The following is a 21,611-nucleotide window of genomic DNA, read 5'->3' on the forward strand; positions in this document are numbered from 1 at the left end:
TGGGGAGCCGTACGGCTGACAGGCGGTTGACACACACCTCGGGTGACACAAAAGTTTCACCCCGCAGGGCGGTCCCGGAAAGTATTTTCAGGCAGTGCGGTGGGAGGCTCCTCGATGACGGACGGCGCGGCGCGCGACGGACTGACACGACGTCAGCTGGGCAGACGCACACTGGCGTTGAGCGGCGCCCTGACTTTCGCTTCATTTCCCGCAGGCCCGGCCGAGGCCACACCCAGGACGACAGGCCGTCACCCGGTCCTGCGTCCCGGCTCGCCCGAGCGGGCGGGGCTCCTCCCCCGGCATCTGGACCAACTGGTGGCGGACGCCGAGGCGTTCCTCGCACCCTCTCCCAAACACCCCTGGTACGCGGGCGCGGTCCTGCTCGCCGGGCGTGGCTCCACCGTGGCACTCCACCGGCCGATCGGAATGGCGGTGCGCTACGCGGCGTACGACGAGAAGACGGACACCGGGATCGAGTTCCCGGCCGCCGAGCAGATCCCGATGGCCGAGGACACGGTGTTCGACCTCGCGTCGGTGTCCAAGCTGTTCACCTCGATCCTGGCCGTGCAGCAACTGGAGCGGGGCGCGCTGGAGCTGGAGGGGAAGGTCGCCGCATATCTGCCGGAGTTCGCGCGGGCGGGCAAGCAGGATGTGACGATCCGTCAACTCCTCACCCACACCTCGGGATTCCGTGCCTGGATTCCGCTCTACAACGCCCCGACCCACGCCCAGAAACTCGAACTCATCTGGAACCAGGCGCCCCTGAACCCACCCGGCAGCACCTACCTCTACTCGGACCTCAATCTGATCTCGCTCCAACTGGTCCTGGAGAGGATCACCGGTCTTCCGCTGGACACCCAGCTCCGCGACGAGATCACCGCCCCGCTCGGCATGCACCGCACGCGCTACAACCCGCCCGTCTCCTGGAAACCGACGATCGCCGCCACCGAGGACGCCCGAGCACCCTGGTCCGGACTCGACCGGGGCCTGGTGTGGGGAGAGGTGCACGACGAGAACGCGTTCAGTCTCGGCGGAGTGGCCGGACACGCCGGTGTCTTCTCGACGGCCTGGGACCTCGCCGTGCTCGGCCGTACGCTGCTGAGCGGCGGCGCCTACGGCCGGGCGCGCATCCTGTCGCCCGCCTCGGTCGAGCTGATGTTCACCGACTTCAACACGGCCTTTCCCGGGGACGAGCACGGTCTCGGCTTCGAGCTCTACCAGCACTGGTACATGGGCGCGATGGCCACGCCCCGCACCGCGGGGCACACCGGCTTCACCGGCACCTCGATCGTCCTCGACCCGACGACCGACTCCTTTCTGGTCGTCCTCGGCAACTCCGTGCATCCTGTGCGCAGTTGGCGTTCCGGCTCGGCGCCCCGGGTCGCCGCCGCGAACAACCTGGCCCGCGCGGTACCGGTCCGCCCACGCCACGGACGTACGGCCTGGTTCTCCGGCATGACGACCGCGACCTCGGCGACGCTCACCCTCCCGCCGCTGGCCACCACTGCCGGCTCACGGCTGCGCTGCGCCCTGTGGTGGGACACCGAGCCGCAGTCGGACGCGCTGTTCCTGGAGTCCTCGGCCGACGGCGGCACGACCTGGCAGCCGGTCCCGTTCACGACCGTCGGTGCCGAAGGCACCCCGCAGGATCATCCGGCGGGTTCGGTCACCGGCTGGTCGGGGCGCGTCTGGCACCGTCTCTCGGCGGACCTTCCCGTCTCCCCGGCCCTCGCCCTGCGCTGGCGGTACACGACCGACAGGCTGTACGTGGGCCGTGGAGCATACGTCGACGGCCTGGCCGTACGCGACGACGACGGCACCGTCTTCGACGAGACGCGCCCGGCGGACGCGGCACGTATCCAGGCGGTGGGCTGGACGGCGTCCGCTAACTGACGGCCGGTCCTGCCAGGAGTCCTGCCAGGACCGGCCGGAACCCGTGCTCAGCCCTCGTCCGCCGCCAGCACGACCATGGCGGCGTTGTGCCCCGGCACCCCGCTCACCCCGCCACCGCGCACCGCGCCCGCCCCGCACAGCAGGACGTTCGACTGCCGGGTCTCCACGCCCCAGCGCCCGCTGTCGTCCTGGACATACGGCCAGGTCAGGTCCCGGTGGAAGATGTTGCCGCCGGGCAGGCGCAGGTCGCGTTCCAGGTCGAGGGGCGTCTTCGCCTCGATACAGGGGCGCCCGTCGCCGTCGGTGGCCAGGCAGTCCGCGAGAGGTTCGGCGAGGTGGGCGTCGAGCTGGGCGAGGGTCGACTTCAGCAGCTCGTCCCGGACGGCGTCGTTGTCGCGTGCGAACAGCCGTGCGGGCGTGTGCAGGCCGAAGAGAGTCAGCGTCTGGTAGCCCTGCTCGACGAGGTCCGGCCCGAGGATCGTCGGGTCGGTGAGCGAGTGGCAGTAGATCTCGGACGGCGGCGCGGCGGGCAGCTCACCGGCCGCCGCCTGGGCATGGGCGGCGGCCAACTGCTCGTACCCCTCGGCGATGTGGAAGGTCCCGGCGAACGCCTCGCGCGGGTCGACGGACGTGTCCTTGAGCCTCGGCAGCCGCCTGAGCAGCATGTTCACCTTGAGCTGGGCGCCCTCGGCGGGGGTCGGCGCCGCGTCACCCGTCAGTGCGGCCAGCTCCTGCGGCGAGGCGTTCACCAGGACGTGCCGGGCGCCGACCGTGCCCTCCCCGTCGGCCGTCCGGTAGGTCACCTCGGCGGCGCGGCCGTCCGAGTCCACCCGTACGGCCTCGTGGCCGGTGGCGAGCACGGCGCCCGCGTCGCAGGCGGCGCCGGCGAGGGCGTCGGTGAGGGCGCCCATGCCGCCCACGGGCACGTCCCAGGCGCCGGTGCCGCCGCCGATGACGTGGTAGAGGAAGCAGCGGTTCTGCCGCAGGGAGGGATCGTGGGCGTCGGCGAAGGTGCCGATCAGGGCGTCGGTGAGGACGACACCCCGTACGAGGTCGTCCGTGAAGTTCGCCTCGACGGCGGCGCCGATCGGCTCCTCGAAGAGGGTGCGCCAGGCGTCCTCGTCGTCGATGCGGCGGCGCAGTTCGTCTCGGGTGGGCAGCGGTTCGGTGAGGGTGGGGAACACCTTTTCGGCGACGCGGCCGGTCATGGCGTAGAACCGCTGCCAGGACTCGTACTCACGTTCCCCTCCGGTGAGCCGCGCGAAGGCCTCTCGGGTGCGGCGCTCACCGCCGCCGACGAGCAGGCCGGTGGACCGGCCGTCCCGCTCCACCGGGGTGTACGAGGAGACGGTGCGCCCGCGCACCCGGAAGTCCAGGCCGAGATCGCGCACGATCTTCCGGGGCAGCAGGCTGACCAGGTAGGAGTAGCGCGACAGCCGGGCGTCGACGCCGGCGAACGGGCGGGTCGACACGGCGGCGCCGCCGGTGGCGGCCAGCCGCTCGAGGACCAGCACGGACTTCCCCGCGCGGGCCAGGTACGCGGCCGCGACGAGGCCGTTGTGGCCACCGCCGACGACCACCACGTCGTATCGGTCGTGACGGCCGGGTCGGTCGGGGCGGCCTGATCGGTCGGGGCGCTCGGGTGCGGGCATGGTTCTTCGTAACACGCGATGATCCACCCCGGCCAGAGGTGCGGGGCCGAGGGGCTGCGAGGTCCACCACGGTTCGGCAGCGCCCTTGAGGGGCGCTGGGAACCGCGCGACCAGCCACGACGAGGCCGCAGCGAACCGGCCACACCGCGAGGCACGTCCAGCTCAGTGGCCGGACGCCCGCTGCTGCCGCAGCACCGCCACCTTTCGGTACAGCTCGACGGCCTCGGCGCCCCGGCCGAGCTGTTCCAGACAGTGGGCCTCGTCGTCGCGGCTGGCGAGGGTGTCGGGGTGATCGGCGCCGAGCACCTGCTCGCGGGAGGTGGCGACCCGGCGGTACTCGGCCAGGGCGTCGGGCCAGCGGCCGAGCCAGCCCAGGCCGACGGCCACCTCCCGGCGGCTGACGAGTGTGTCCGGATGGTCGGCGCCCAGAACGCGCTCGCGGATCGCGCACACGTCACGCGACTCGGCAAGGGCCTCCTCCCAGCGGTCGAGCCGGCCGAGATTGACACCGAGACCGTGCCGGGCGCGCAGGGTCTCGGGGTGCGCGGGGCCGCCCACCCGGGTGCGGTCGTCGATCAGGTCCCGGTACAGCTTGAGGGCCTCCACACTGCGGCCGAGCCGCCCGAGGCTGATGCCGACCTCGTAGCGGGCGGCGAGCGTGTCGGGGTGATCGGGGCCGAGCGCCTCGGCGCGCGCCCCGGCGACCTCCTGGTACGTCCGCAGGGCCTCGGGCCAGCGCCCCAACTGGCCGAGTGCGTAGGCGACTTCGTACTGCGTGACCAGCGTGTCGGGATGAGCGGCGCCGAGCACCCGGGCACGCGCTACCGCCACCTCGCAGGCCATGCGGTACGAGTCCTCCAGGCGGCCCAGCCGGCTCAGGTTGAAGGCGAGGTTGTGGCGGCAGCGCAGGGTGTCCGGATGGTCGGGGCCCATCGCGCGCTCACGGGCGGCCAGCACGGCCGCGTAGGTCTGGTGGGCCTCGAAGTGCCGGCCCAACTGCCCCAGGACGTACGCCATTTCCTGCCGGGCGGCCAGCGTGTCCGGGTGGTCGGCGCCAAGGACACGCTCCCGTTCCCGGGCCACGTGGGTGTACTCGCGCAGGGCGTCGGCGGCGCGGCCGGTGCGGCTCAGGGTGAAGCCGACCTCGTAGCGGCTGGCGAGGGTCTCGGGGTGGGCGGGTCCGAGAACGTGCTCGCGTTCGGCGGCCACCGCGCGGTGCACCTCGCCCGCCTCCGCCCAGCGGCCGAGGCGGCCCAGGCTCAGGCCCGCGTTGTGCCGTCCGGCCAGCGCGTGGAGCGTCTGGGGCTCGGGAGCGGGCGGCGGCTGCGGTGGGAGCACCTCGGGGTGGCCGGTGACGGGGCGGGCGATCCAGTCACCGGTGAGGCCGGCCGACGGGTCCGGCGGTGTGGCGCTCGTCCCGGCGCCGGTCGCCTTGTGGCCGCCTGTCATGCCCCGGGTCCACGACGGCAGCCGGGGCTGGCGGGCGGCGGGCTCGGGCGGCCGGAACTGGGGCTGCGGGGAGACGACGGTCGGCACGTACAGCGGGGTGGCCCGGCCCGCGCTGATCCGGCGGGCCAACTCCCTTGCGTCACTCGGGCGTTCCTCGGGAAGCTTGGCGAGGAGGGCGAGGATGACCCGCTCCAGGAACTCGGGCACCTCGGAGCGGTGGCTGCGCGGCGGCTCGGGCGGGGTGTCGCGGTGCCCTATGAGCACCGCCCAGGCGTCGTCGAGGTCGAACGGCGGTACCCCGGTGGCCAGTTCGTACAGCACGCAACCGAAGGAGTACAGGTCGCTGCGCTGGTCGACCTCTGCGCCGCTGATCTGTTCCGGCGACATGTAGTGCGGGGTGCCCATCGCGATTCCGGTGCCGGTGAGCCGGGAGGTGAAGCCGATGTCGTGCCCGAGGCGAGCTATGCCGAAGTCACAGATCTTCACCGTACCGTCGGTCAACCGCATGATGTTCGCGGGCTTCAAGTCACGGTGGACGATGCCCTGTTGATGGGTGTAGGCGAGGGCGGCAGCGACCTGGTCCGCGATGTCGACGACGTCCGGGACGGGCAGCGGATGATGCTTGTTGTCCTCCAGGAGCTGACTCAGATTGCGCCCGTCCAGCAACTCCATGACGAGATAGAGCACGCCGTCGGACTCCCCGAAGTCGTGCACGACGGTCACCCCGCGATGCTGCAACGCGGCTGCCACCCGCGCCTCGCGCCGAAACCGTTCCCGCAGGACACGGGTGAAGGACTGGTCGTGGTGCGGCCCGAGTGGCTTCAGGCACTTCACGGCGACCTGCCGCCCCAGCGACTCGTCGCGCGCACGCCACACTTCCCCCATTCCGCCGCGCCCGATCAGATCGATCAGCCGGTACCGGCCCTGGATCAGTCTGGTGTCCGCCATGTCCCGCTGCCGCCCCCGGTTCCGTTCGCCCTCCCCTGGCCCGTCCAGTATGGCGAGCTATCGTCCGAGTTTGTACGGCGCGGGTCGCGAGCCGGGGCCGAGCCGGGACATGGCCCGCGGAATGTCCTTGGCCGGGAGCTGCCAGCGAAGACGTGCGGGAACGCGGCGCAAGAGGGTGCCGGTGGCACGCAACTGCCGGGTGACGGTGGCCGGTTCGGCTGCGGCGCGGCCGTACAGCTCGTGGGCGTACGGCGGCAGAGAGGCGTACGCCAGCTGCGCCACGCGCCGCCACACCACCGCACGCGCCGGGACGAGCAGCGGATGCGTCGGTGGACGGAGCAGAAAGTCGTCCACCTCCCGCGCCTCGGCTCCGACGGCCAGTTCGGACCGAACCTTCTCGAAGTACGCACGCAGCTGGGCCTGGTTCGCCGGTACGGCGTCGGGGTCGAGGCCCACCAGCCGGGCGCTGACCAGGTGTTCGCTGATGTACCGGTCGGCGTGGGCGTCGGTGATCGGGCAGCCGGAGCGGCGCAGGACATGCAGATAGGAGTCGATCTCGGCGCAGTGCACCCACAGCAGCAGTCCGGGTTCGTCGACGCCGTACCGCTCCCCCGTCTCCGCGTCGACGGCCGACAGCATGCTGTGGATCTTCCGGACCCGGGCGCCCGCCTTCTCGGCCGCGTCCCTGGTTCCGTAGGTCGTCGTGCTGACGAAGCTCGCGGTGCGCATCAGCCGGCCCCAGGCTTCCGCCCGGAAGTCCGAGTTCTGGATGACCCCGCGCACCGCGCGCGGGTGCAGTGCCTGGAGGTAGAGCGCGCGGACTCCGGCGACCCACATCATGGGGTCGCTGTGCATCTGCCAGGTCACGGACCGGGGGCCGAAGAGTCCTGGGTCACCCGCGTATGCGACTTCCACTTGACGCCTCCCTGGTCAAAGGCCCGCGCCGGGTCGACTTCGGGTGGGCCAGGCCTCACGTGTTCAGGTTCAGTGGCTTCCTCGCCACGTAGACGGTGTTGGTCGCCGTCTGTCCCTGCAGTGGGTTGTCGAACTCGACGACGTGGGCCTCTGATTCCTCGAAGACCTGCGCGAGCACCGAGTTGAACTCTTCGTCCGGTGCGTCGTTCGACCACAGGGCGAACACGCCGTCGGGGTGGAGGCGTTCGGCGAGCGTGCGCAGTCCCGCGGGCTGGTACAGCACCGCGTGGCGGGGGTGCAGCACGTGACGGGGTGAGTGGTCGACGTCCAGGAGGACGGCGTGGAAGCGACGGCCCGGCGTTCGGGGATCCAGGCCCTGCGGGTCGAGGGCCATCGCGAAGAAGTCGCCGTGGACCAGCCGGCAGCGGGCGTCCGACGCCAGCGAGGCGCCCAGCGGCACCAGTCCGCGCTCATGCCACCCGATCACCTCGGCCAGTGCGTCGACCACGATCAGCGACCGCACCCGTGGGTCGTCCAGCGCCGCCCGAGCGGTGTAGCCGAGTCCGAGACCGCCCACGGCGACGTCCAGTTCGGCACCCTCCAGCTTGGCCAGGCCCAGCTCCGTGAGCGCGATCTCGCCGGCCGTGAAGAGGCTGGACATCAGGAACTCGTCGCCGAGCTTCACCTCGTACACGTCGTCACCCGACACCGGGTCCCGCCGACGCCGCAGGCTGATGTCACCCATCGGTGTCGGACGCCAGTCGATCTCCTCGAAACGCAGGCTCATCCGTTCACCTTTCTGGTCACCGGTGCCGGTGAATTGCACGGCCGGGCATCCCGGCTCGCGGTGACGATCCTCATCGCCTCGGCGAACGAGGCCCGCCGTAGCTTACGCCGCCGGGTGAGCAGCCGACTCCTGCCGTACGGGCGGCGGTCGGTCGCCGTCCGGGTAGCGGCTGACCCGGCACTGTCAGTCGTTGTCGGGCACCATCGACACCACGACCTTGCCTGCCTTGGTGCGGCCCTGCTCGACGTACGCCATCGCCTCAAGTGTCTGGTCGAACGGGAAGGTCCGGTCGATGACAGGGCGGAGCTTCCCGCTGTCGTAGAGAGCGGCGAGCTCGCGCAGCTGTGAGCCGTTGGCCCACATGAAGAAGAACTCGTAGCGGACACCCAGCGACCTGGCCTGCTTGCGGACCATCTTGTCCAGCGGGTTGATACTGGCGGCGCTCACCCTGACCAGCACGTCACGGTCCCCGACGGTGGGCTCGGGTACCTCTGCCGCGCGTGCGCCGTCCTTGCCGTACTTCTCGACGACGAATGCCTTCATGTCAGTCAGCCTTCTGTGTGATCTTCTTCGGGGACTTCTTCACGGCGGGTGCGTTTGTTCGGGCAGCTGTTGCGTTCAGTTGCCGAGGTGCCGACGGAGCCACTGACCCATCTGCTGGACCGCCTGGTCCACCTCGGGCACGCGTCCCGCGCCCAGGATGAAGGAGTGCTGCCCTTCAGGCATGGCGTGGACTTCGGAGGTGACCTTGAAGTCCGCGAGTCGGCGGCCGAGGTCGGCGCCGTCGTCGGCGAGGGTTTCGTACTCGCCGTAGTGGACGGCGGTGGGCGGCAGACCGGTGAGGTCGGCGTTGGCGATGCTGGTGCGGGGGTCGGCGAAGTCGACGCCCGGTTCCTGCAGCCAGGCGGCTCGGAAGAGTTCGAGCGTGGCCCTGCTGAGCATCCTGTCGTTGTCCTCGTTCTCGTCGACCGAGGGGTTCTGGAGGGTGAGGTCGGTCCAGGGCGAGACGCTGACGATCGCGCCGGAGGTGGCCTCACCCTTGGCGAGGAGACGGAGCGGCAGCATGACGGCGAGGGTTCCGCCGATGGAGTGGCCGGTGCTGCCGATGTTGCGGGGCTCGTACCCCTGGGAGAGCAGCCAGCGGTAGGCGGCCTCGGCGTCGTCGAGCTGCGCCGGGTACGGGTGCTCGGGTGCCAGGCGGAAGTCGACCACGACGGAGCGGACCCCGGCAGCCTTGGCGATGTGGCCGGCGGCCTTGCGGTCGGAGTGTATGGAGGCGGTGACCGAGCCGCCGAAGTGGAAGTGGAGCAGGGCCTTGTCGGGGTCGGCGCCTTCCGGGATGGCCCACAGGGCGGGGACGCCGTTCGCGTCGACTTCGGCGTACGTGACGCCTTCCGGCTCCGTGGAGGCCTTGTGGTTGGAGTCGACGATGTCGCGGATGACGGCCAGGTCGAGCCCCGGCGTGGACGACTTCGCGCTCACACCGGCGAGGAACTCCGCGAACTCGTGTGCTTGCCGACTGACTGCCATGGTGGCGCTCCTTGCGAGGGAGTCGCGCCCGTGTTCGGTGCGCGGCGGGGTTGGTGTGCTGGTGATGACGCTACGCGCTGAGTATAGAAAAATAAACTCAGGTGCGGTTAGTATCACCGCATGGACGCATTGAGCGAAGCACTGGCAGACACCGGCCTGAATCTCCGACTCGACCGGGACACGTCGAACTGCTCGATCGCCCGGACCCTGGAGATCGTGGGCGAGAAGTGGACGATCCTGATCCTGCGCGAGGTCTGGTACGGCTCGTCCCGCTTCAGCGACTTCGAACGCGTCCTGGGCTGTCCTCGCAACCTCCTCGCCACGCGGCTTCGCATGCTCGTGGAGGAGGGGATCCTGGCCACCGAGACCTACAAGGAACCCGGCGCCCGCAGCCGGCCCAAATACGTGATCACACCCAAGGGCACGGACCTGGTACCCGCCGTGCTGGGGCTCCTGCAGTGGGGCGACCGCTATCGCGCGGACCCGGAAGGACCGGCCATGCTGACCCGACACCGCGGATGCGGCGCCCAGGTCCACGCCCAGATCCACTGCACAGAAGGCCACCCCGTCCAGGCCGATGACGTCGAAAGCATCCCCGGCCCCGGGTTCCGCATGAAGCAGGCCCAGTGAGATCTGTCCCCTGCGCCGACGGTGCGGGCAGGACCGCGTCCCGAGGGCTGTGCACGGCGAAGTCCCCGGTGGACGGCGCCACCACCAAGCCCGCCCCTTGCCCCCGCGCAGGGTGACAATCCCGCCCTCCGACGCAGGGATGGGAAGGGATGGCACCCCCCAACTCCGCCGCCTCGCGCAAAGTGTTGGGGGAAATAGGCAGCACCCGGGCCGCAGACATGCTGCGGCCCGGGTGCGCGTCGTTCAGGTCACATATTGATCATGTGGCCGGCGAGGCCGTGCACCGCTTCCTTGACTGCCTCGCCCAGGGTGGGGTGGGCATGGACGTTGCGCGCGACCTCGTGGACCGTGAGGTCCCACTGCTGGGCCAGGGTCAGTTCGGGGAGCAGCTCGGTGACGTCGGGGCCGATGAGGTGACCGCCGAGGAGCTCGCCGTACTTGGCGTCGCTGATCAGCTTCACGAAGCCGGTCGCATCGCCCAGCCCGTGGGCCTTGGCGTTCGCGGTGAACGGGAACTTGGCGACCTGGACGTCGAAGCCCTTCTCCCTCGCCTGCGCCTCGGTGTAACCGAAGCTGGCGATCTGCGGCTGGCAGAACGTGGAGCGCGGGATCATCACGTAGTCCAGCTCCATGGTCTCCGCGCCCGCGAGTGTCTCCGCGGCGATCACACCCATCGCCTCGGCCGCGTGGGCCAGCATCAGCTTCGCGGTGACGTCCCCGATGGCGTAGATGTGCGGGACGGAGGTACGGCAGCGGCCGTCGACGTCGATCGCGCCGCGCTCGGTGACGGTGACGCCGGTGTTCTCCAGGCCGTAGCCGGTGACGTTGGGGGCGAAGCCGATCGCCTGCAGAACCTTGTCGGCCTCCAGCACCTGCTGGGTGCCGTCCTTGCCGGTGACCGTGACCCGCACCTGCGGGCCCGACTCGTCGATCGACTCGACGCGGGTCGAGGTGAGGACGTCGATGCCCAACTTGCGGTACTGCTTGGCGAGTTCGGTGGACACCTCGACGTCCTCCAAGGGCGCGACCCGGTCCAGGAACTCGACGATCGTGACCTTCACACCGTAGTTGTTCAGGATGTACGCGAACTCGACACCGATCGCCCCGGCACCCGCGATCACGATCGACTGCGGAAGGTCCTCGGCCAGGATCTGCTCCTCGTACGTCACCACGCGCGCGCTGCGCTTGGTGCCGGGCAGCAGCTTGGGGGTCGCCCCGGCGGCGATGACGCAGTTCTCGAAGCCGATGGTGCGGGTGTTGCCGTCGTAGTCGGCCACCTCGAGGGTGTGGGCGTCGAGGAACCTACCTCGGCCGCTGATCTCAGTGATCTTGTTCTTCTTCATGAGGTAGTGGACGCCCTTGACCCGGCCGTCCGCGACCTTGCGGCTGCGGCGGTAGGCCTCCCCGTAGTCGAAGGAGACCTCCCCGTCGACCTTGATGCCGAAGGTCTTCGCCTCGCGCGTGAAGACGTGGGCGAGTTCGGCGTTGCGCAGCAGGGCCTTGGTGGGGATGCAGCCCACGTTCAGACAGACGCCGCCCCAGTACTTCTCCTCGACGACCGCGACACGCTTGCCCAGCTGGGCGGCCCGGATCGCGGCCACGTATCCGCCGGGACCGGCGCCGAGTACGACGACGTCGAAGCGCTCATCCTGCTCGTCCATGGACTGTTCCTCTCTGCGGGGCGGCCTGGCCTCCGGTGAGGGGCCGACGACTCCCGATCGAACAAGCTGTTCTGTTCATCAATTCAACAGCGGCGGCTTCCGCCGCCGCCCGCCTCAGTACACCGCTGCGGGACGAGGAGGGCGACCACTTGGTCGACCGCCTCGGGAGCAGTCACCTGGACGTCCGCTTCAGCGTTCCGATGCCGTGATCTATGCCCGGGTGACCATCATCGAGGGCGGGTCGGCGCCTCGGCGACTTCGTGTACTCCGGCCCCGGCCGCACCGAGTATGAGGGTGCCGAGTCCGAAGGCCGCGACCGGGCCGTGTGCGCCGGGCAGGGGTTCGGCATCCGGTGCCGCCACGTGGACCGCGCCCCATGCCGGGAGGGCTCCTGTCATCCCGTACGGATCGGGCTCCGTATGAGCTGTCGTGGCCGGCGGTCGGCCGGAGGCGTCGCGGGCGACTGCGATCGCCAGGGATCGGCCGTCGTCGTTTCCGGCGCGCGATGCGATCCGGTGTCGGGCCTTGCGACCGGCGGCCTCCGCGGCCCCCGGCCGACCTGGACCGGGGCCGCGTTCGTGGGCGGCTCCGCCCGCGTCACGGCCCGCCTCGGCGGGACGGCCGAGCCGCTAACGCGCCGCCGTCTCGCCCTCGATGTCGCGGACCAGTTGGATGGCCCGGCCCAGCGTGGCGACTCGGGCGTCGAGGGTGTCTCCGGCCGGATAGAAACGAACGGTGTCGACTCCGGCATCGCGCCACACACGCAACCGCTCGCGCACCATGTCCTCGGTTCCGATCAGTGTGGTCGCCAGCACCATCTCGTCGGTGACCAGGTCGACTGCGCCGTCCCGGTCCCCGGCCTGCCAGCACGCCCGGACCTCGGCCGCCACCTCGGCCCAACCCTGGCGGCTGTAGGCGTTGTTGTAGTAGTTCGTGGTCGCGGAGCCCATGCCGCCCAGACTGAAGGCCAGCTCCTTCTTGCGTCCGGCCACCATCGTGCGCAGCTCGTCCTCGTCGTCGGCGAAGGCGACCTCGGCGCCCTGGCAGATGTCGAGGTCCGCCCGCTTACGACCGGCCGCGGCAAGCCCCGCGTCCAGGTGATCGAAGTACGCCTCCTTGGCGCCCTCGGGCACGAAACTGGTGCCCAGCCAGCCGTCGGCGATCTCCCCGGTCAACTCGAGCATCTTGGGCGAGAGGGTCGCCAGATAGACGGGGATGTCGTGCTCGGCACGCATCGACAGCCGCATCGGCTTCGCCTCGCCGGGCAGCGGGATCTGGAACTCCCGGCCCAGGTGGGAGACCTTCTCCCACGAGGCGGCCTGTCGCACGATCTCGACGGTCTCGCGCATCCGGGACAGCGGCCGGGCGAACGGCACGCCGTGCAGTCCTTCGATCACCTGCGGCCCGGAGGGGCCGAGCCCGAGGAGGAAACGCCCCTGGGAGATCTGCGACAGCGTGATCGCCGCGCGGGCGATGGCCATCGGCGTGCGGGTGCCCAGCTGGATGATTCCCGAGCCGAGCAGCATGCGCTCGGTCTTCGCGGCGAGGTAGCCCAGCGGTGACGGTGCCTCGGAGCCCCAGGCCTCCGCGACCCAGCAGATGTCCAGGCCGAGTCTCTCCGCCTCCGTGACGTAGTCGACGATCTCCCGCCAGTCGCCCCCGGAAGCTTCGATCGTGGTGGACGTACGCATCAGAGACTCGCCTTTCCCGACGTCTGGGTACTCTCGGCCAGTTTCTTGATCGCTTCGAGGGTGGCGGCCATGCCGGTCTCGAACTCCCGCATCCGTACGAAGACGATCTTCTGTTCCTTCTCCGGCATGCGATCAATGGCGAAGGAGAGGCCCGAGCGGGCCGGCCCCATCTGCATCCACTCGCCCAGCAATGTGCCGCCGTCCTTCGGCTCCAGGGTGAACCGCCAGATGGCCGTGGGGTGTTGAGGATCCTCGACCGCCCAGGCCAGCACCGTCGGCGGGTCGTACTCGACGATGTGGGAGGTGGTGGCCCACTCCCCCAGCGCGTCGTGTTTGCTGCGGCCGACGAACCGGGCGCCAAGAGCGGGGCCGCTGCCGCCGTCCAGCCATTCCACCGACTGCAGCTCGGCGCTCAGCCGTGGCATCAGCTCGATGTCGGCCACCAGCGTCCACACCCGGGCCGGCGGGGCCGCGATCCAGGTGCTGACCTCGGCCGTCGGCTTGTCCGCATAGCGCGCACCCGTCCACTCCATACCCTGACGCCTCCCTGCCCGTACCGAGATCCCTCCAGCAGCAGGGACCTGACCAGTAAAGTTGCGTAGATAGACTCACTTGTCAAGGAGAGGCGGGACCGCCCCGCACCACTGGGTCAGCCCGCGAACCGTTCTCGTACGTCAGGTCGTTCGGCCAGATGCGGGGGATAGCCGGGGCCCATCCGGGAACTGGTGTTGTCCGCGGTCATCGACTCTCCGCAGGCCGCGCACACCACCTCGGCATGACTCTCCTGCCCGCACACGTCGTGGTGCACGACCACCGGCGGTCCCGCCTCACCGGCCAGCCAGCGGTCCCCCCACCGGTTCATCACCAGCAGTACGCCGTAGAAGTCGAGACCCTTCTCGGTGAGCACATAGTCGTGGCGAACCGGCTCCGTCTGGTAGGGCCGCTTCTCCAGCAGCCCCTCGTCCACCAGCCGCCGCAACCGGTCCGTGAGGGTGTTTCGGGCGATCCCGAGTGACTGCTGGAACGCGTCGAAGCGCCGGATTCCGTAGAACGCCTCACGCAGCACCAGTGGCGTCCACCAGTCCCCGAGCAAGTCCATGGTCCGCGCGATCGAGCAGGGCCACTGTGCAAAGGATGTCCGCCTCATGACGGCCAGCATACGTTCGTCCGGTGATGAGACCCAGCAGGTGAATCGGAGCATTGGCCGGTGCGCGGAACCTTTTGTTTCACCTATAACGAAGTTATGTTGCCGCCATGAAACGTGACTTGGTGGGCAGAAGGCTGGTCGTCACCGGGGCGGCACGCGGCATCGGCGAGAAGGTGGCCCGACTGGCCGCCGCTCGAGGGGCTCAGGTGACCGTGATCGGGCTGGAGCCCGATCGGTTGCGCGATCTCGCCGAGGACCTGGGCCCCGCCGTTTCACGGAAATCTTGACTGAGCCAGGATTCAGCCGCCGCCGACAAACGCTGTTCGAGCAATCGCCGCTCGTGAAAAAGGAGATGACCCCGAGAATGTGTGCTTCCCGGGGTCATCATCTGTCGAGCGCTGTCACCGTCCGGTCGGCAACGCCACGCTGAGCCGGACACGGTACGCCCGTGGCACCTTGCCTGGTCGCGAAAGATCGAGGCCAACGGCCACGGAGATCCGATCCGCCGGGCGCGAGGGGATGCAGCTGGGGTAGGGAGGGGCTCCGGCAGCCGCCCCCCTCCGTGGAGTGAGCCGCTTGAAGGGTTCCCCACGACGCGAAGCGATGGACAGGGGACCGTGAGCCGCCGGTCGGTCGACGCGCGGGGCGGATCAGTTGCGCGTGCCGGCCGGTGGGCCGACGACGGTGGTGAGGTGGAGTTTGGTCTCGTCCTCGCTGCCCGGCGCGGCGGTCATGATGACGATCTTGAGCTCGGTGTCGCCGTCGGTCAGGACATCGCAGTCCACCGTGACCGGGCCCACCGACGGGTGGCCGACCGTCTTGCGAACCTCGCGGTTCGCGGTCACCTCTCCCTTCGCCCACAACTCGGCGAACATCTCGTTGCCTGTGTTCAGGTCGTGGACCAGCGCGGCCAGGCGAGTGTCCCGGGGGAAGCGGCCGGTGGCGCGGCGCAGGTCGGAGACGAGGGCGGCGTCGGTGGTGTCGGGGTCCGTATCGGTGACCGGCCACAGCGCGAGGGGGGTGTGATCGGCGCCCACCGGGAACCTGTCGCGGGTGAAGTTGCGCATCCGCGGCGGCGCGGCCAAGGGGTCGCCCAGCAGGGCGGCCCACCCGTGGTTCCACCACACCAGTTGCCAGTCCGCCGCGAAAACGGCAACCGGTACGTCTCCGAGGCGGCCGAGCACTCGTTGCATACCGGCCGGGAGATGGTCGCAGATCGTGCCGTCCGCCGGCGGCACGATCTGGGCCAGGCGGTAGAGGTGATCCCGCTCGGCGGTGGACAGCTGAAGGGCGCGCGCCAGGGACGCCACCACGGACGCCGAGGGTGTCGTGGCCCGCCCCTGCTCCAGACGCACGACGTAGTCGACCGACACTCCGGCCAGGTCAGCCAGTTCCTCGCGCCGCAGCCCGACAGCCCGGCGTATGCGGACGACCGGCAGCCCGGCGGCCGACGGGGGAAGCCGGTGCCGCCACGTGCGGATCGCCGCGCCCAGTCCGGCCCCGGGGGGTGTCGTCGTCATGCTCTTCATCCTCCTGCATCCCCGATCACATGCGGAGGCGCAAGGGTGGTACTGGTCTTCCCACCGTCGAAGCGTCCCTGGTTCAGCTCCCTCGTCCAGGCAACCATCGAAGGCATGACGACCACCTTCATCACCGGAGCCAACAAGGGCATCGGCCGCGAGACCGCCCGCCGCCTCATCGCGTGCGGTCACACCGTTCTCTTGGGAGCCCGCGACCGTGAACGGGGTGAGGAGGCAGCCGCCGCGCTGGGCGCACGCTTCGTCCTTATCGACGTGACCGACGACGCGTCCGTGGCCGCCGCCGCTGCGGACGTCGCCGAGCACGAGGGCAGGATCGACGTCCTGATCAACAACGCGGGGGTACAGGGACCCTTCGGTGATCCCGGCGACCTCACCGCCGCGGACGCCCGGGCCGTCCTCGACGTCAACGTCATCGGCGTCGTCCGCACCATCACCGCGTTCCTGCCGCTGCTGCGCCGCTCGGACGACCCCGTGATCATCAACGTCACCAGCGGCATGGGCTCCCTCGCCTTCACCCACGACCCCGGCCGGTCCGAGTCGCTCGTCGTCGTGCCGCTGTACGCCTCCTCGAAGGCGGCGCTGACGATGTTGACCACGCAATACGCCAAGGGGCTCAAGGGCATTCGCGTCAACGCCGCCGACCCCGGCTACACCGCGACCGACCTCAATGGTCACAGCGGCCCCCAGACACTCACCGAGGGGACGGACGCGATCGTCGCCCTCGCCACCGAGGAGCCCGGCACCGGCACCGGACGATTCATCGACCGCCATGGCGAGATCGCCTGGTCCTGACACCGGTTGTGCACAGCGGCGCCTGGTCCACAAGCGAGTGGTCGTAACGGCCACTTGCTTCCACCCGGTCTTCCCGGTACCCACCTCGACTCTCCGATCGAAGGAACACGTCATGCGCGCAATCACCGCCCTCCCGCTTGCCGCCCTTTCCGCGGTTCTGGTCGCCGCCGCCCCCAGTGTGGCCTTCGCCCACTCGAACGAGCAGTCGCACGACCGCCACCAGGAGCGCGTCTCGTCCAGCCAGTCGCTGACCTGCGGCGGCGTCCACCCCGACGAGACCGCACCGGTGATCACCCGCAAGAGCATCGTCGTCCACGCGCCGCTGAGCACCGTCTGGAAGGTGCAGACGGACGTCGAGAACTGGCCCACCTGGCAGCCCAACGTCACCTCCGTGGTCAAGGACACCCCCGGCGCGCTTCGGTCCGGCTCGGTGTTCCGCTGGGCCACCGAGGGCCTGGACATCACCTCCACCGTCGAGAAGGTCGAGCACGGCAAGTGCCTGGCCTGGGGCGGTCCCGCCCAGGGCATCAACGCCATCCACGTCTGGACCTTCACCCCCGTCAAGGGCGGCGTACTCGTGCGCACCGAGGAGTCCTGGACCGGCGCCCCGGTGGAGGCCGATACGGCCTTCCTGCAGACAGCCCTCGACGCCTCGCTGCAGAACTGGGTGAACAACCTCAAGAACAAGAGCGAGAGCAGCTGCTGACCAACCGGTCGCCCACCAGCTCAGCCAGGAAAGGAGCCGCGCCATGGAAGCCCTGCGCACCTGCCCGCCTCGACCACTACTCGGAATTGCCACGCGAAAGGGCCTTGCTGGCCCCTTCGACGTCCCCAGGAATGCAGTCACGCATGAAACGCGTCTGTCCGCCCGCTGGTGCCGGGCGGGCGGTTCGGCTGGCGCGTTCCAGTGGGCGCGTACCGATGCGCCGTAGGGACCAGGCACGACACCGAGGCGCTGCGTGAGGAGATCGCCCAGGTGCTCGCGCCGATGGGGTTGCGGCTGTCACCAGCCAAGACCCGCGTGGTACGTCTACACCTTCGTCGCCGACCGGCTTCTTCGGTCGGTGAAGGCGAAGATCCGTCACCTCACCCACAGGACGTCGCAGCAGGACCTCGCCGTGGTGCTGATCAATCTCAACCAGCTCACCTACGGCTGGGCCAACTACTTCAGGCATGCCGTCGCCAAGCCCATCTTCAGCAGGCTGGACGACCTCGTCTGGTGGCGGGTCATCCGCCTGCTGAGGACACGGCATCACTGGAGCTGGAGGGACGTCCGCAGACGGCTCCCCCCCACCGAGCGGTGGCTGCCGATCAGCGCGATCTCGGTCACCCGATATCGCTAGCGCGGCAACAAGATCCCCACTCCCTGGGCCCCTGCAACCACCTGACGGCACAGACCGTGGAGAGCCCGTTGCCTAGTAATAGGCACGGCGGGTTCGGCGAGAGGTCCGGGGAAACGGACCGGGAGCAATCCCGGCACCGCGCCCCGGGCCTACTCAGCGACGAAGCCGGCCAGGGCCTGAGGCCGCCCAAAGGCCGCACTTGACCACGCCAACACACGAAACTGATCAGCCCAGGCCGGCCCAACAGCCATTGATCACAAAAACCGCTCACGGACACTTCAGGAGCATGTGAACCGCCCACGACCTCAAGGGAGTTCGTGGGCGGTCTGTCCGGATCATTTGGAGCTACGGAGCTGTGGACCTGTGGAGTTACGGCGTCACGGTCAGCGTTGTGCGGCCCACCGTCGTCGAGCCGTCGCCGAACTCCACGACGCCGACGTACCGTTCGCCACGTACGGCGTCCGGCCAGGTCACCGTCAGTTCGGGGCGGTCGCCCGCGGTGACCTGCTGGGTGGACGGGGTGACCGAGGGGCGTACCACCGGGGCGCCCTGGCCCACATCCGAGCTCCACAGGGTGTACTGCTGGCTGGTCGCGCCGGCCGGGAGTTTGTACTGGAGGACGTAGACGTCGTAGTCGCCGGGCGGCAGGTCGGCGTGTTCGTCGGAGCCGGAGTCGGGGCGACCGATCTGGTTGCCGGCGGTGTCGAAGACGTAGAGGTCGATGTCGCTGCCGGGAAGGTGGTCGGCGGCGGTGACGGCCACGCGGGTGAAGTCGGCGCCTTCGGGGACGTGGACGCGCTGCTTCACGACCGCGTCGTTGGTGTGCGGGCTCTCCGAGAAGTCGGACGTGTCCGTGCCGGTCAGGGTGCCTGTCGTCTTCCTGGCGGTGTACAGGGCCGCTTTCGCCGTCAGTTCGCCGGTCCAGCCGACTCCGACGGTCAGCTTCACCGAGTCCTGCCCGGTGGCCGTGACCTCGTCCGGCGCCGCGAACCGCGTGGGGCGCAGGGCGATCGGGCTGGTGACGCGGTGGCGGGCGTGGGGGTCGCTCAGGGTGAGGGAGCCGTAGGACCAGGTGTCGTAAGCGGCGTCCATACGTTCGAACTCGACTGTGTACGAGGCCGACTCGCCCGGCGCCAGGGTCAGCCGCTCCGGGGTGACCCTGGCGCGGAAGCCGGGCGGGGTCCGGAGCTCTGCCTTGTACGTGGCCGTCTTGGAGGACACGTTGGTGACCTTGCGGGTTACCGTCTGGTGGCCGTAGAGGTCGCCCACCGCGATCGACGGGTAGTTGAGGTCACTGGGGTCGAGCGGCGTGGCCGTCGCACAGGGGTCCTCGCCGTTCTCCGCCGCCGGGGGGATGCCGATGGCGCAGAGGTACGCGGTCCAGTCGGCGGACGTGGAGTCGTAGACCAGACCGGGGTCGGCGGCTCGGGTGACGCGGGGTATGCCGGAGCCGTAGTCGAGCGGCGTGGCGGAGTCGGCGGACTGACGGCCGACGGGGCCGCCCTTCTCGTCCTTCGTCGTCGCCGTGGTCATCAGTGCCGACTTGACCTCCATCGGCGACCAGCCGGGGTGGAGTTGCCTCAGCAGGGTCGCGAGGCCCGCGATGTGCGGCGAGGCCATCGACGTACCGGACATGAAACCGAACGAGCCCGCGTAACCGCTCAGGCCTCCCGGCACCGTGCCCGCCGGGACGGCTTCGCCGGGGGCGGTGATGTCCGGCTTGAGCAGGTCGCCGTGGCTGTGAGGGTCGGGGCCGCCGGAGGAGAAGGAGGTGACGTCGAGGGCGGTGGTCTTGTGGCCTTGGCTGGGGAGGAATCCGGCGGTCGCGCCCTCGGTGGCCGCGTACTCCTTCACCGTCGGTGAGTCCTGCCTGCTCACCTGGAACAGGGGGATGGCGAAGGTGTTGGCGAAGAAGTCCATACCGCTGGTCGGCGTGTGGGTGAGGACGATCGCTCTGCCGCCCGCCGACTTGACCTCGGTGGCCTTCGCCCCCACGAAGAGGTTGCCGCCCCGGTCGCAGACCACGATCTTGTCCTTGGTCCGCGCCGGGTCGAGCGTGCCCGGCGCGCACAGCGCGGCCTGCTCGGCGTCGGCGTCCGACTTGCGCACGTCGGCGGCGTTGACCAGTGGGGTCGAGGGGACGCCCGCGTTCAGGCTGCGGTTGGTGATGCGGCGGCCGTTACCCAGGATGAGTGAGGCGGTGTACTCGGTGTCGTCCGTCGACGCGGCGACCGTCGTCACCCAGGGGGCGGTGATCTGCACGGTGTCCGGGCCACTGTTGCCGGCCGAGACGGCGACGAAAACGCCCGCCTTGGCGGCGTTGAACATGGCCTCCTTGACGGTCGGCTGGGTGATCTCCCCGGCTATGGAGTAGTTGATGACGTCCACGCCGTCCGCGACGGCTCGGTCGATCGCGGCCACGGTGTCCACGCCCGAGCAGTCAGTGCTCCAGCAGGCCTTGTAGTACGCCAGCCGCGCGGCCGGCGCGATGCCGCTGAGCTTTCCGCTGGTGCCGGTGCCCGGGATCGACGCCTCGACGCCGTAGTTCCCGGCGGCCGTCGTACCGGTGTGTGTGCCGTGACTGTCCCGGTCCAGTGGCGAGGCCACGTCGTCGGGGGTGGGCGCGGCCACGCCCTTGCGGAACCACTGGGCGCCGATCACCTTGTTGTTGCAGGTGACGCGGTTGGCGGGGTCGGGATCGGTGCCCTCGTCGCACGTGCCGTGCCACTTCTTGGCGATGACCTCGGCGTCGGGGCGCGGCTCCGGAAGTGGGGCGAGCATCGGGTTCGACGGGTCGAAGCCGGTGTCCACGATGCCGACGATCATTCCCTCACCGGCGTGCTCGGGCCCGCCGAACTTCGACCAGAGCCCTTTGCCGCCCGAGAGACCCAGCATGGCGGGGAGGTCGGGGAGCGAGCTGGAAGGGGTGGTTTTCCGTGTGCCGGATGCGACGGACGCGGGTGCTTCCGGGGCCCGGTCCGTGGTGGTTCCGGCTCGACCCGCAGCCTCCGCCGCGGGGCCGTGGTCCGGCGTCGGAGAGCCGGCGGAGCCCGGGGAATCCGCCGTCGGGCGGCTTGCCGTGTCGCGGGTCACCGTGGCGACCCCCGGCGTCGCCGCCAGCTTCGACGCCTGCCGGCCAGTCAGTTTCGCGGCGAAGCCGCTGAGCGTGAAGTCGTAGTCGAAGAGCGCCTTGACGCCGGGTACGGCGTCGAGGACCTCGTCGCGGCGGTCGTCCAGGTGGTGCCGATAGGCGTCGATCGCGTCGGAGTCGGGGGCGAGCCGGTTGCCCGGCTTCGGTGCCGTCCGCTTCAGGCGGGGCAGTCCGCCCTCGTAGGCGGCGACGGGTGGGTCGGTGAGCGTCACGACGTACATTCCGGGGCCGAAACTCCCGTCGCTCTCCGCCAAGGCCGGGGCGGCGTCGGTGTCGGCGGCGTAGACGGCGGGAGCGGTGACGATGATCAGCGTCAGGGCTCCGGCGAGGAGCGGCGCCAGCAAGGTGACGGCAGCTCTCGGGCGTATGTGATGGTGTGTCAACTATGGTCCATGTCAATCGAATTGGATGAGACCTTGATCCCCCACGGCCCTCAGTGTCACAGGGAACTCACCAGTAATGAATCTTGAACTGTCACATA

General features: G+C 69.9%; 17 protein-coding genes and 1 pseudogene. 6 read left to right on the forward strand and 12 right to left on the reverse strand.

Annotated elements, in window-relative coordinates:
* The first annotated feature begins 114 nt into the window (after nucleotides 1-114).
* Nucleotides 115-1,893: a serine hydrolase gene (locus tag OG241_RS02280; RefSeq protein ID WP_405813312.1), complete on the forward strand. Its 1,779-nt coding sequence runs from the start codon at nucleotides 115-117 to the stop codon at nucleotides 1,891-1,893.
* A gap of 47 nt (nucleotides 1,894-1,940) precedes the next feature.
* On the opposite strand, the gene OG241_RS02285 is transcribed toward OG241_RS02280, so the two are convergent.
* The 6 genes and pseudogenes from OG241_RS02285 to OG241_RS02310 form a co-directional block, all read right to left on the reverse strand.
* Nucleotides 1,941-3,545 carry a phytoene desaturase family protein gene (locus OG241_RS02285; RefSeq protein WP_405813313.1) on the reverse strand — a complete coding sequence of 535 codons (1,605 nt, stop codon included), beginning with the start codon at nucleotides 3,543-3,545 and terminating at the stop codon, nucleotides 1,941-1,943.
* A 162-nt stretch (nucleotides 3,546-3,707) separates the two neighbouring features.
* Nucleotides 3,708-5,942: a tetratricopeptide repeat protein gene (locus OG241_RS02290; RefSeq protein ID WP_405813314.1), complete on the reverse strand. Its 2,235-nt coding sequence runs from the start codon at nucleotides 5,940-5,942 to the stop codon at nucleotides 3,708-3,710.
* 57 nt (nucleotides 5,943-5,999) lie between these two features.
* Nucleotides 6,000-6,797 carry an oxygenase MpaB family protein gene (locus OG241_RS02295; RefSeq protein WP_405825997.1) on the reverse strand — a complete coding sequence of 266 codons (798 nt, stop codon included), beginning with the start codon at nucleotides 6,795-6,797 and terminating at the stop codon, nucleotides 6,000-6,002.
* A gap of 115 nt (nucleotides 6,798-6,912) precedes the next feature.
* On the reverse strand, nucleotides 6,913-7,644 hold the full coding sequence (locus OG241_RS02300) for a spermidine synthase (protein ID WP_405813315.1): 732 nt from the start codon (nucleotides 7,642-7,644) through the stop codon (nucleotides 6,913-6,915).
* 183 nt (nucleotides 7,645-7,827) lie between these two features.
* A pseudogene (locus OG241_RS02305) lies at nucleotides 7,828-8,118 on the reverse strand (zinc-binding dehydrogenase); the annotation flags it as partial.
* 144 nt (nucleotides 8,119-8,262) lie between these two features.
* Nucleotides 8,263-9,174 carry an alpha/beta hydrolase gene (locus OG241_RS02310; RefSeq protein WP_405813317.1) on the reverse strand — a complete coding sequence of 304 codons (912 nt, stop codon included), beginning with the start codon at nucleotides 9,172-9,174 and terminating at the stop codon, nucleotides 8,263-8,265.
* Between the two features lie 120 nt (nucleotides 9,175-9,294).
* Here OG241_RS02310 and OG241_RS02315 point away from each other — a divergent pair, with 120 nt between their 5' ends.
* Nucleotides 9,295-9,804 (forward strand): winged helix-turn-helix transcriptional regulator, encoded by a 510-nt coding sequence (locus OG241_RS02315; RefSeq protein WP_405813318.1) that lies wholly within the window; start codon nucleotides 9,295-9,297, stop codon nucleotides 9,802-9,804.
* A gap of 248 nt (nucleotides 9,805-10,052) precedes the next feature.
* Here OG241_RS02315 and lpdA read toward each other — a convergent pair whose 3' ends face one another.
* The 4 genes from lpdA to OG241_RS02335 all read right to left on the reverse strand — a co-directional run bounded on the left by lpdA (nucleotide 10,053) and on the right by OG241_RS02335 (nucleotide 14,303).
* Nucleotides 10,053-11,465, reverse strand: a complete 1,413-nt coding sequence (gene lpdA, locus OG241_RS02320; RefSeq protein ID WP_405813319.1) for a dihydrolipoyl dehydrogenase — start codon at nucleotides 11,463-11,465, stop codon at nucleotides 10,053-10,055.
* Nucleotides 11,466-12,094: 629 nt separating this feature from the next.
* Nucleotides 12,095-13,156, reverse strand: coding sequence for an LLM class flavin-dependent oxidoreductase (locus OG241_RS02325; protein ID WP_405813321.1), 1,062 nt, complete (start codon nucleotides 13,154-13,156; stop codon nucleotides 12,095-12,097).
* On the reverse strand, nucleotides 13,156-13,689 hold the full coding sequence (locus OG241_RS02330) for an SRPBCC family protein (RefSeq protein ID WP_405813322.1): 534 nt from the start codon (nucleotides 13,687-13,689) through the stop codon (nucleotides 13,156-13,158). The genes OG241_RS02325 and OG241_RS02330 overlap by 1 nt, the downstream gene beginning before the upstream one ends.
* A 116-nt stretch (nucleotides 13,690-13,805) precedes the next feature.
* Nucleotides 13,806-14,303: a winged helix-turn-helix transcriptional regulator gene (locus OG241_RS02335; protein WP_405813323.1), complete on the reverse strand. Its 498-nt coding sequence runs from the start codon at nucleotides 14,301-14,303 to the stop codon at nucleotides 13,806-13,808.
* A gap of 107 nt (nucleotides 14,304-14,410) precedes the next feature.
* On the opposite strand from OG241_RS02335, the gene OG241_RS02340 reads away from it, so the two are divergent.
* Nucleotides 14,411-14,590 carry an SDR family NAD(P)-dependent oxidoreductase gene (locus OG241_RS02340; RefSeq protein ID WP_405813324.1) on the forward strand — a complete coding sequence of 60 codons (180 nt, stop codon included), beginning with the start codon at nucleotides 14,411-14,413 and terminating at the stop codon, nucleotides 14,588-14,590.
* 363 nt (nucleotides 14,591-14,953) lie between these two features.
* Here OG241_RS02340 and OG241_RS02345 read toward each other — a convergent pair whose 3' ends face one another.
* The gene (locus OG241_RS02345; RefSeq protein ID WP_405813326.1) at nucleotides 14,954-15,832 is read right to left on the reverse strand and encodes a helix-turn-helix transcriptional regulator; all 879 of its coding nucleotides are present in this window, start codon (nucleotides 15,830-15,832) and stop codon (nucleotides 14,954-14,956) included.
* 105 nt (nucleotides 15,833-15,937) lie between these two features.
* Here OG241_RS02345 and OG241_RS02350 point away from each other — a divergent pair, with 105 nt between their 5' ends.
* The 3 genes from OG241_RS02350 to OG241_RS02360 all read left to right on the forward strand — a co-directional run bounded on the left by OG241_RS02350 (nucleotide 15,938) and on the right by OG241_RS02360 (nucleotide 17,979).
* Nucleotides 15,938-16,636, forward strand: a complete 699-nt coding sequence (locus OG241_RS02350) for an SDR family NAD(P)-dependent oxidoreductase (RefSeq protein WP_405813327.1) — start codon at nucleotides 15,938-15,940, stop codon at nucleotides 16,634-16,636.
* A 112-nt stretch (nucleotides 16,637-16,748) separates the two neighbouring features.
* On the forward strand, nucleotides 16,749-17,342 hold the full coding sequence (locus OG241_RS02355; RefSeq protein WP_405813328.1) for an SRPBCC family protein: 594 nt from the start codon (nucleotides 16,749-16,751) through the stop codon (nucleotides 17,340-17,342).
* A gap of 358 nt (nucleotides 17,343-17,700) precedes the next feature.
* A complete protein-coding gene (locus OG241_RS02360) occupies nucleotides 17,701-17,979 on the forward strand; it encodes a group II intron maturase-specific domain-containing protein (RefSeq protein ID WP_405813330.1) in 279 nt (92 codons plus the stop codon).
* Between the two features lie 369 nt (nucleotides 17,980-18,348).
* Here the strand turns inward: OG241_RS02360 and OG241_RS02365 are convergent, their stop codons facing one another.
* Nucleotides 18,349-21,474 carry a S8 family serine peptidase gene (locus OG241_RS02365; RefSeq protein ID WP_405813331.1) on the reverse strand — a complete coding sequence of 1,042 codons (3,126 nt, stop codon included), beginning with the start codon at nucleotides 21,472-21,474 and terminating at the stop codon, nucleotides 18,349-18,351.
* Nucleotides 21,475-21,611: the final 137 nt, after the last annotated feature.

Source organism: Streptomyces sp. NBC_01390 (genome assembly GCF_045040105.1).
Classification (GTDB): Bacteria; Actinomycetota; Actinomycetes; order Streptomycetales; family Streptomycetaceae; genus Streptomyces.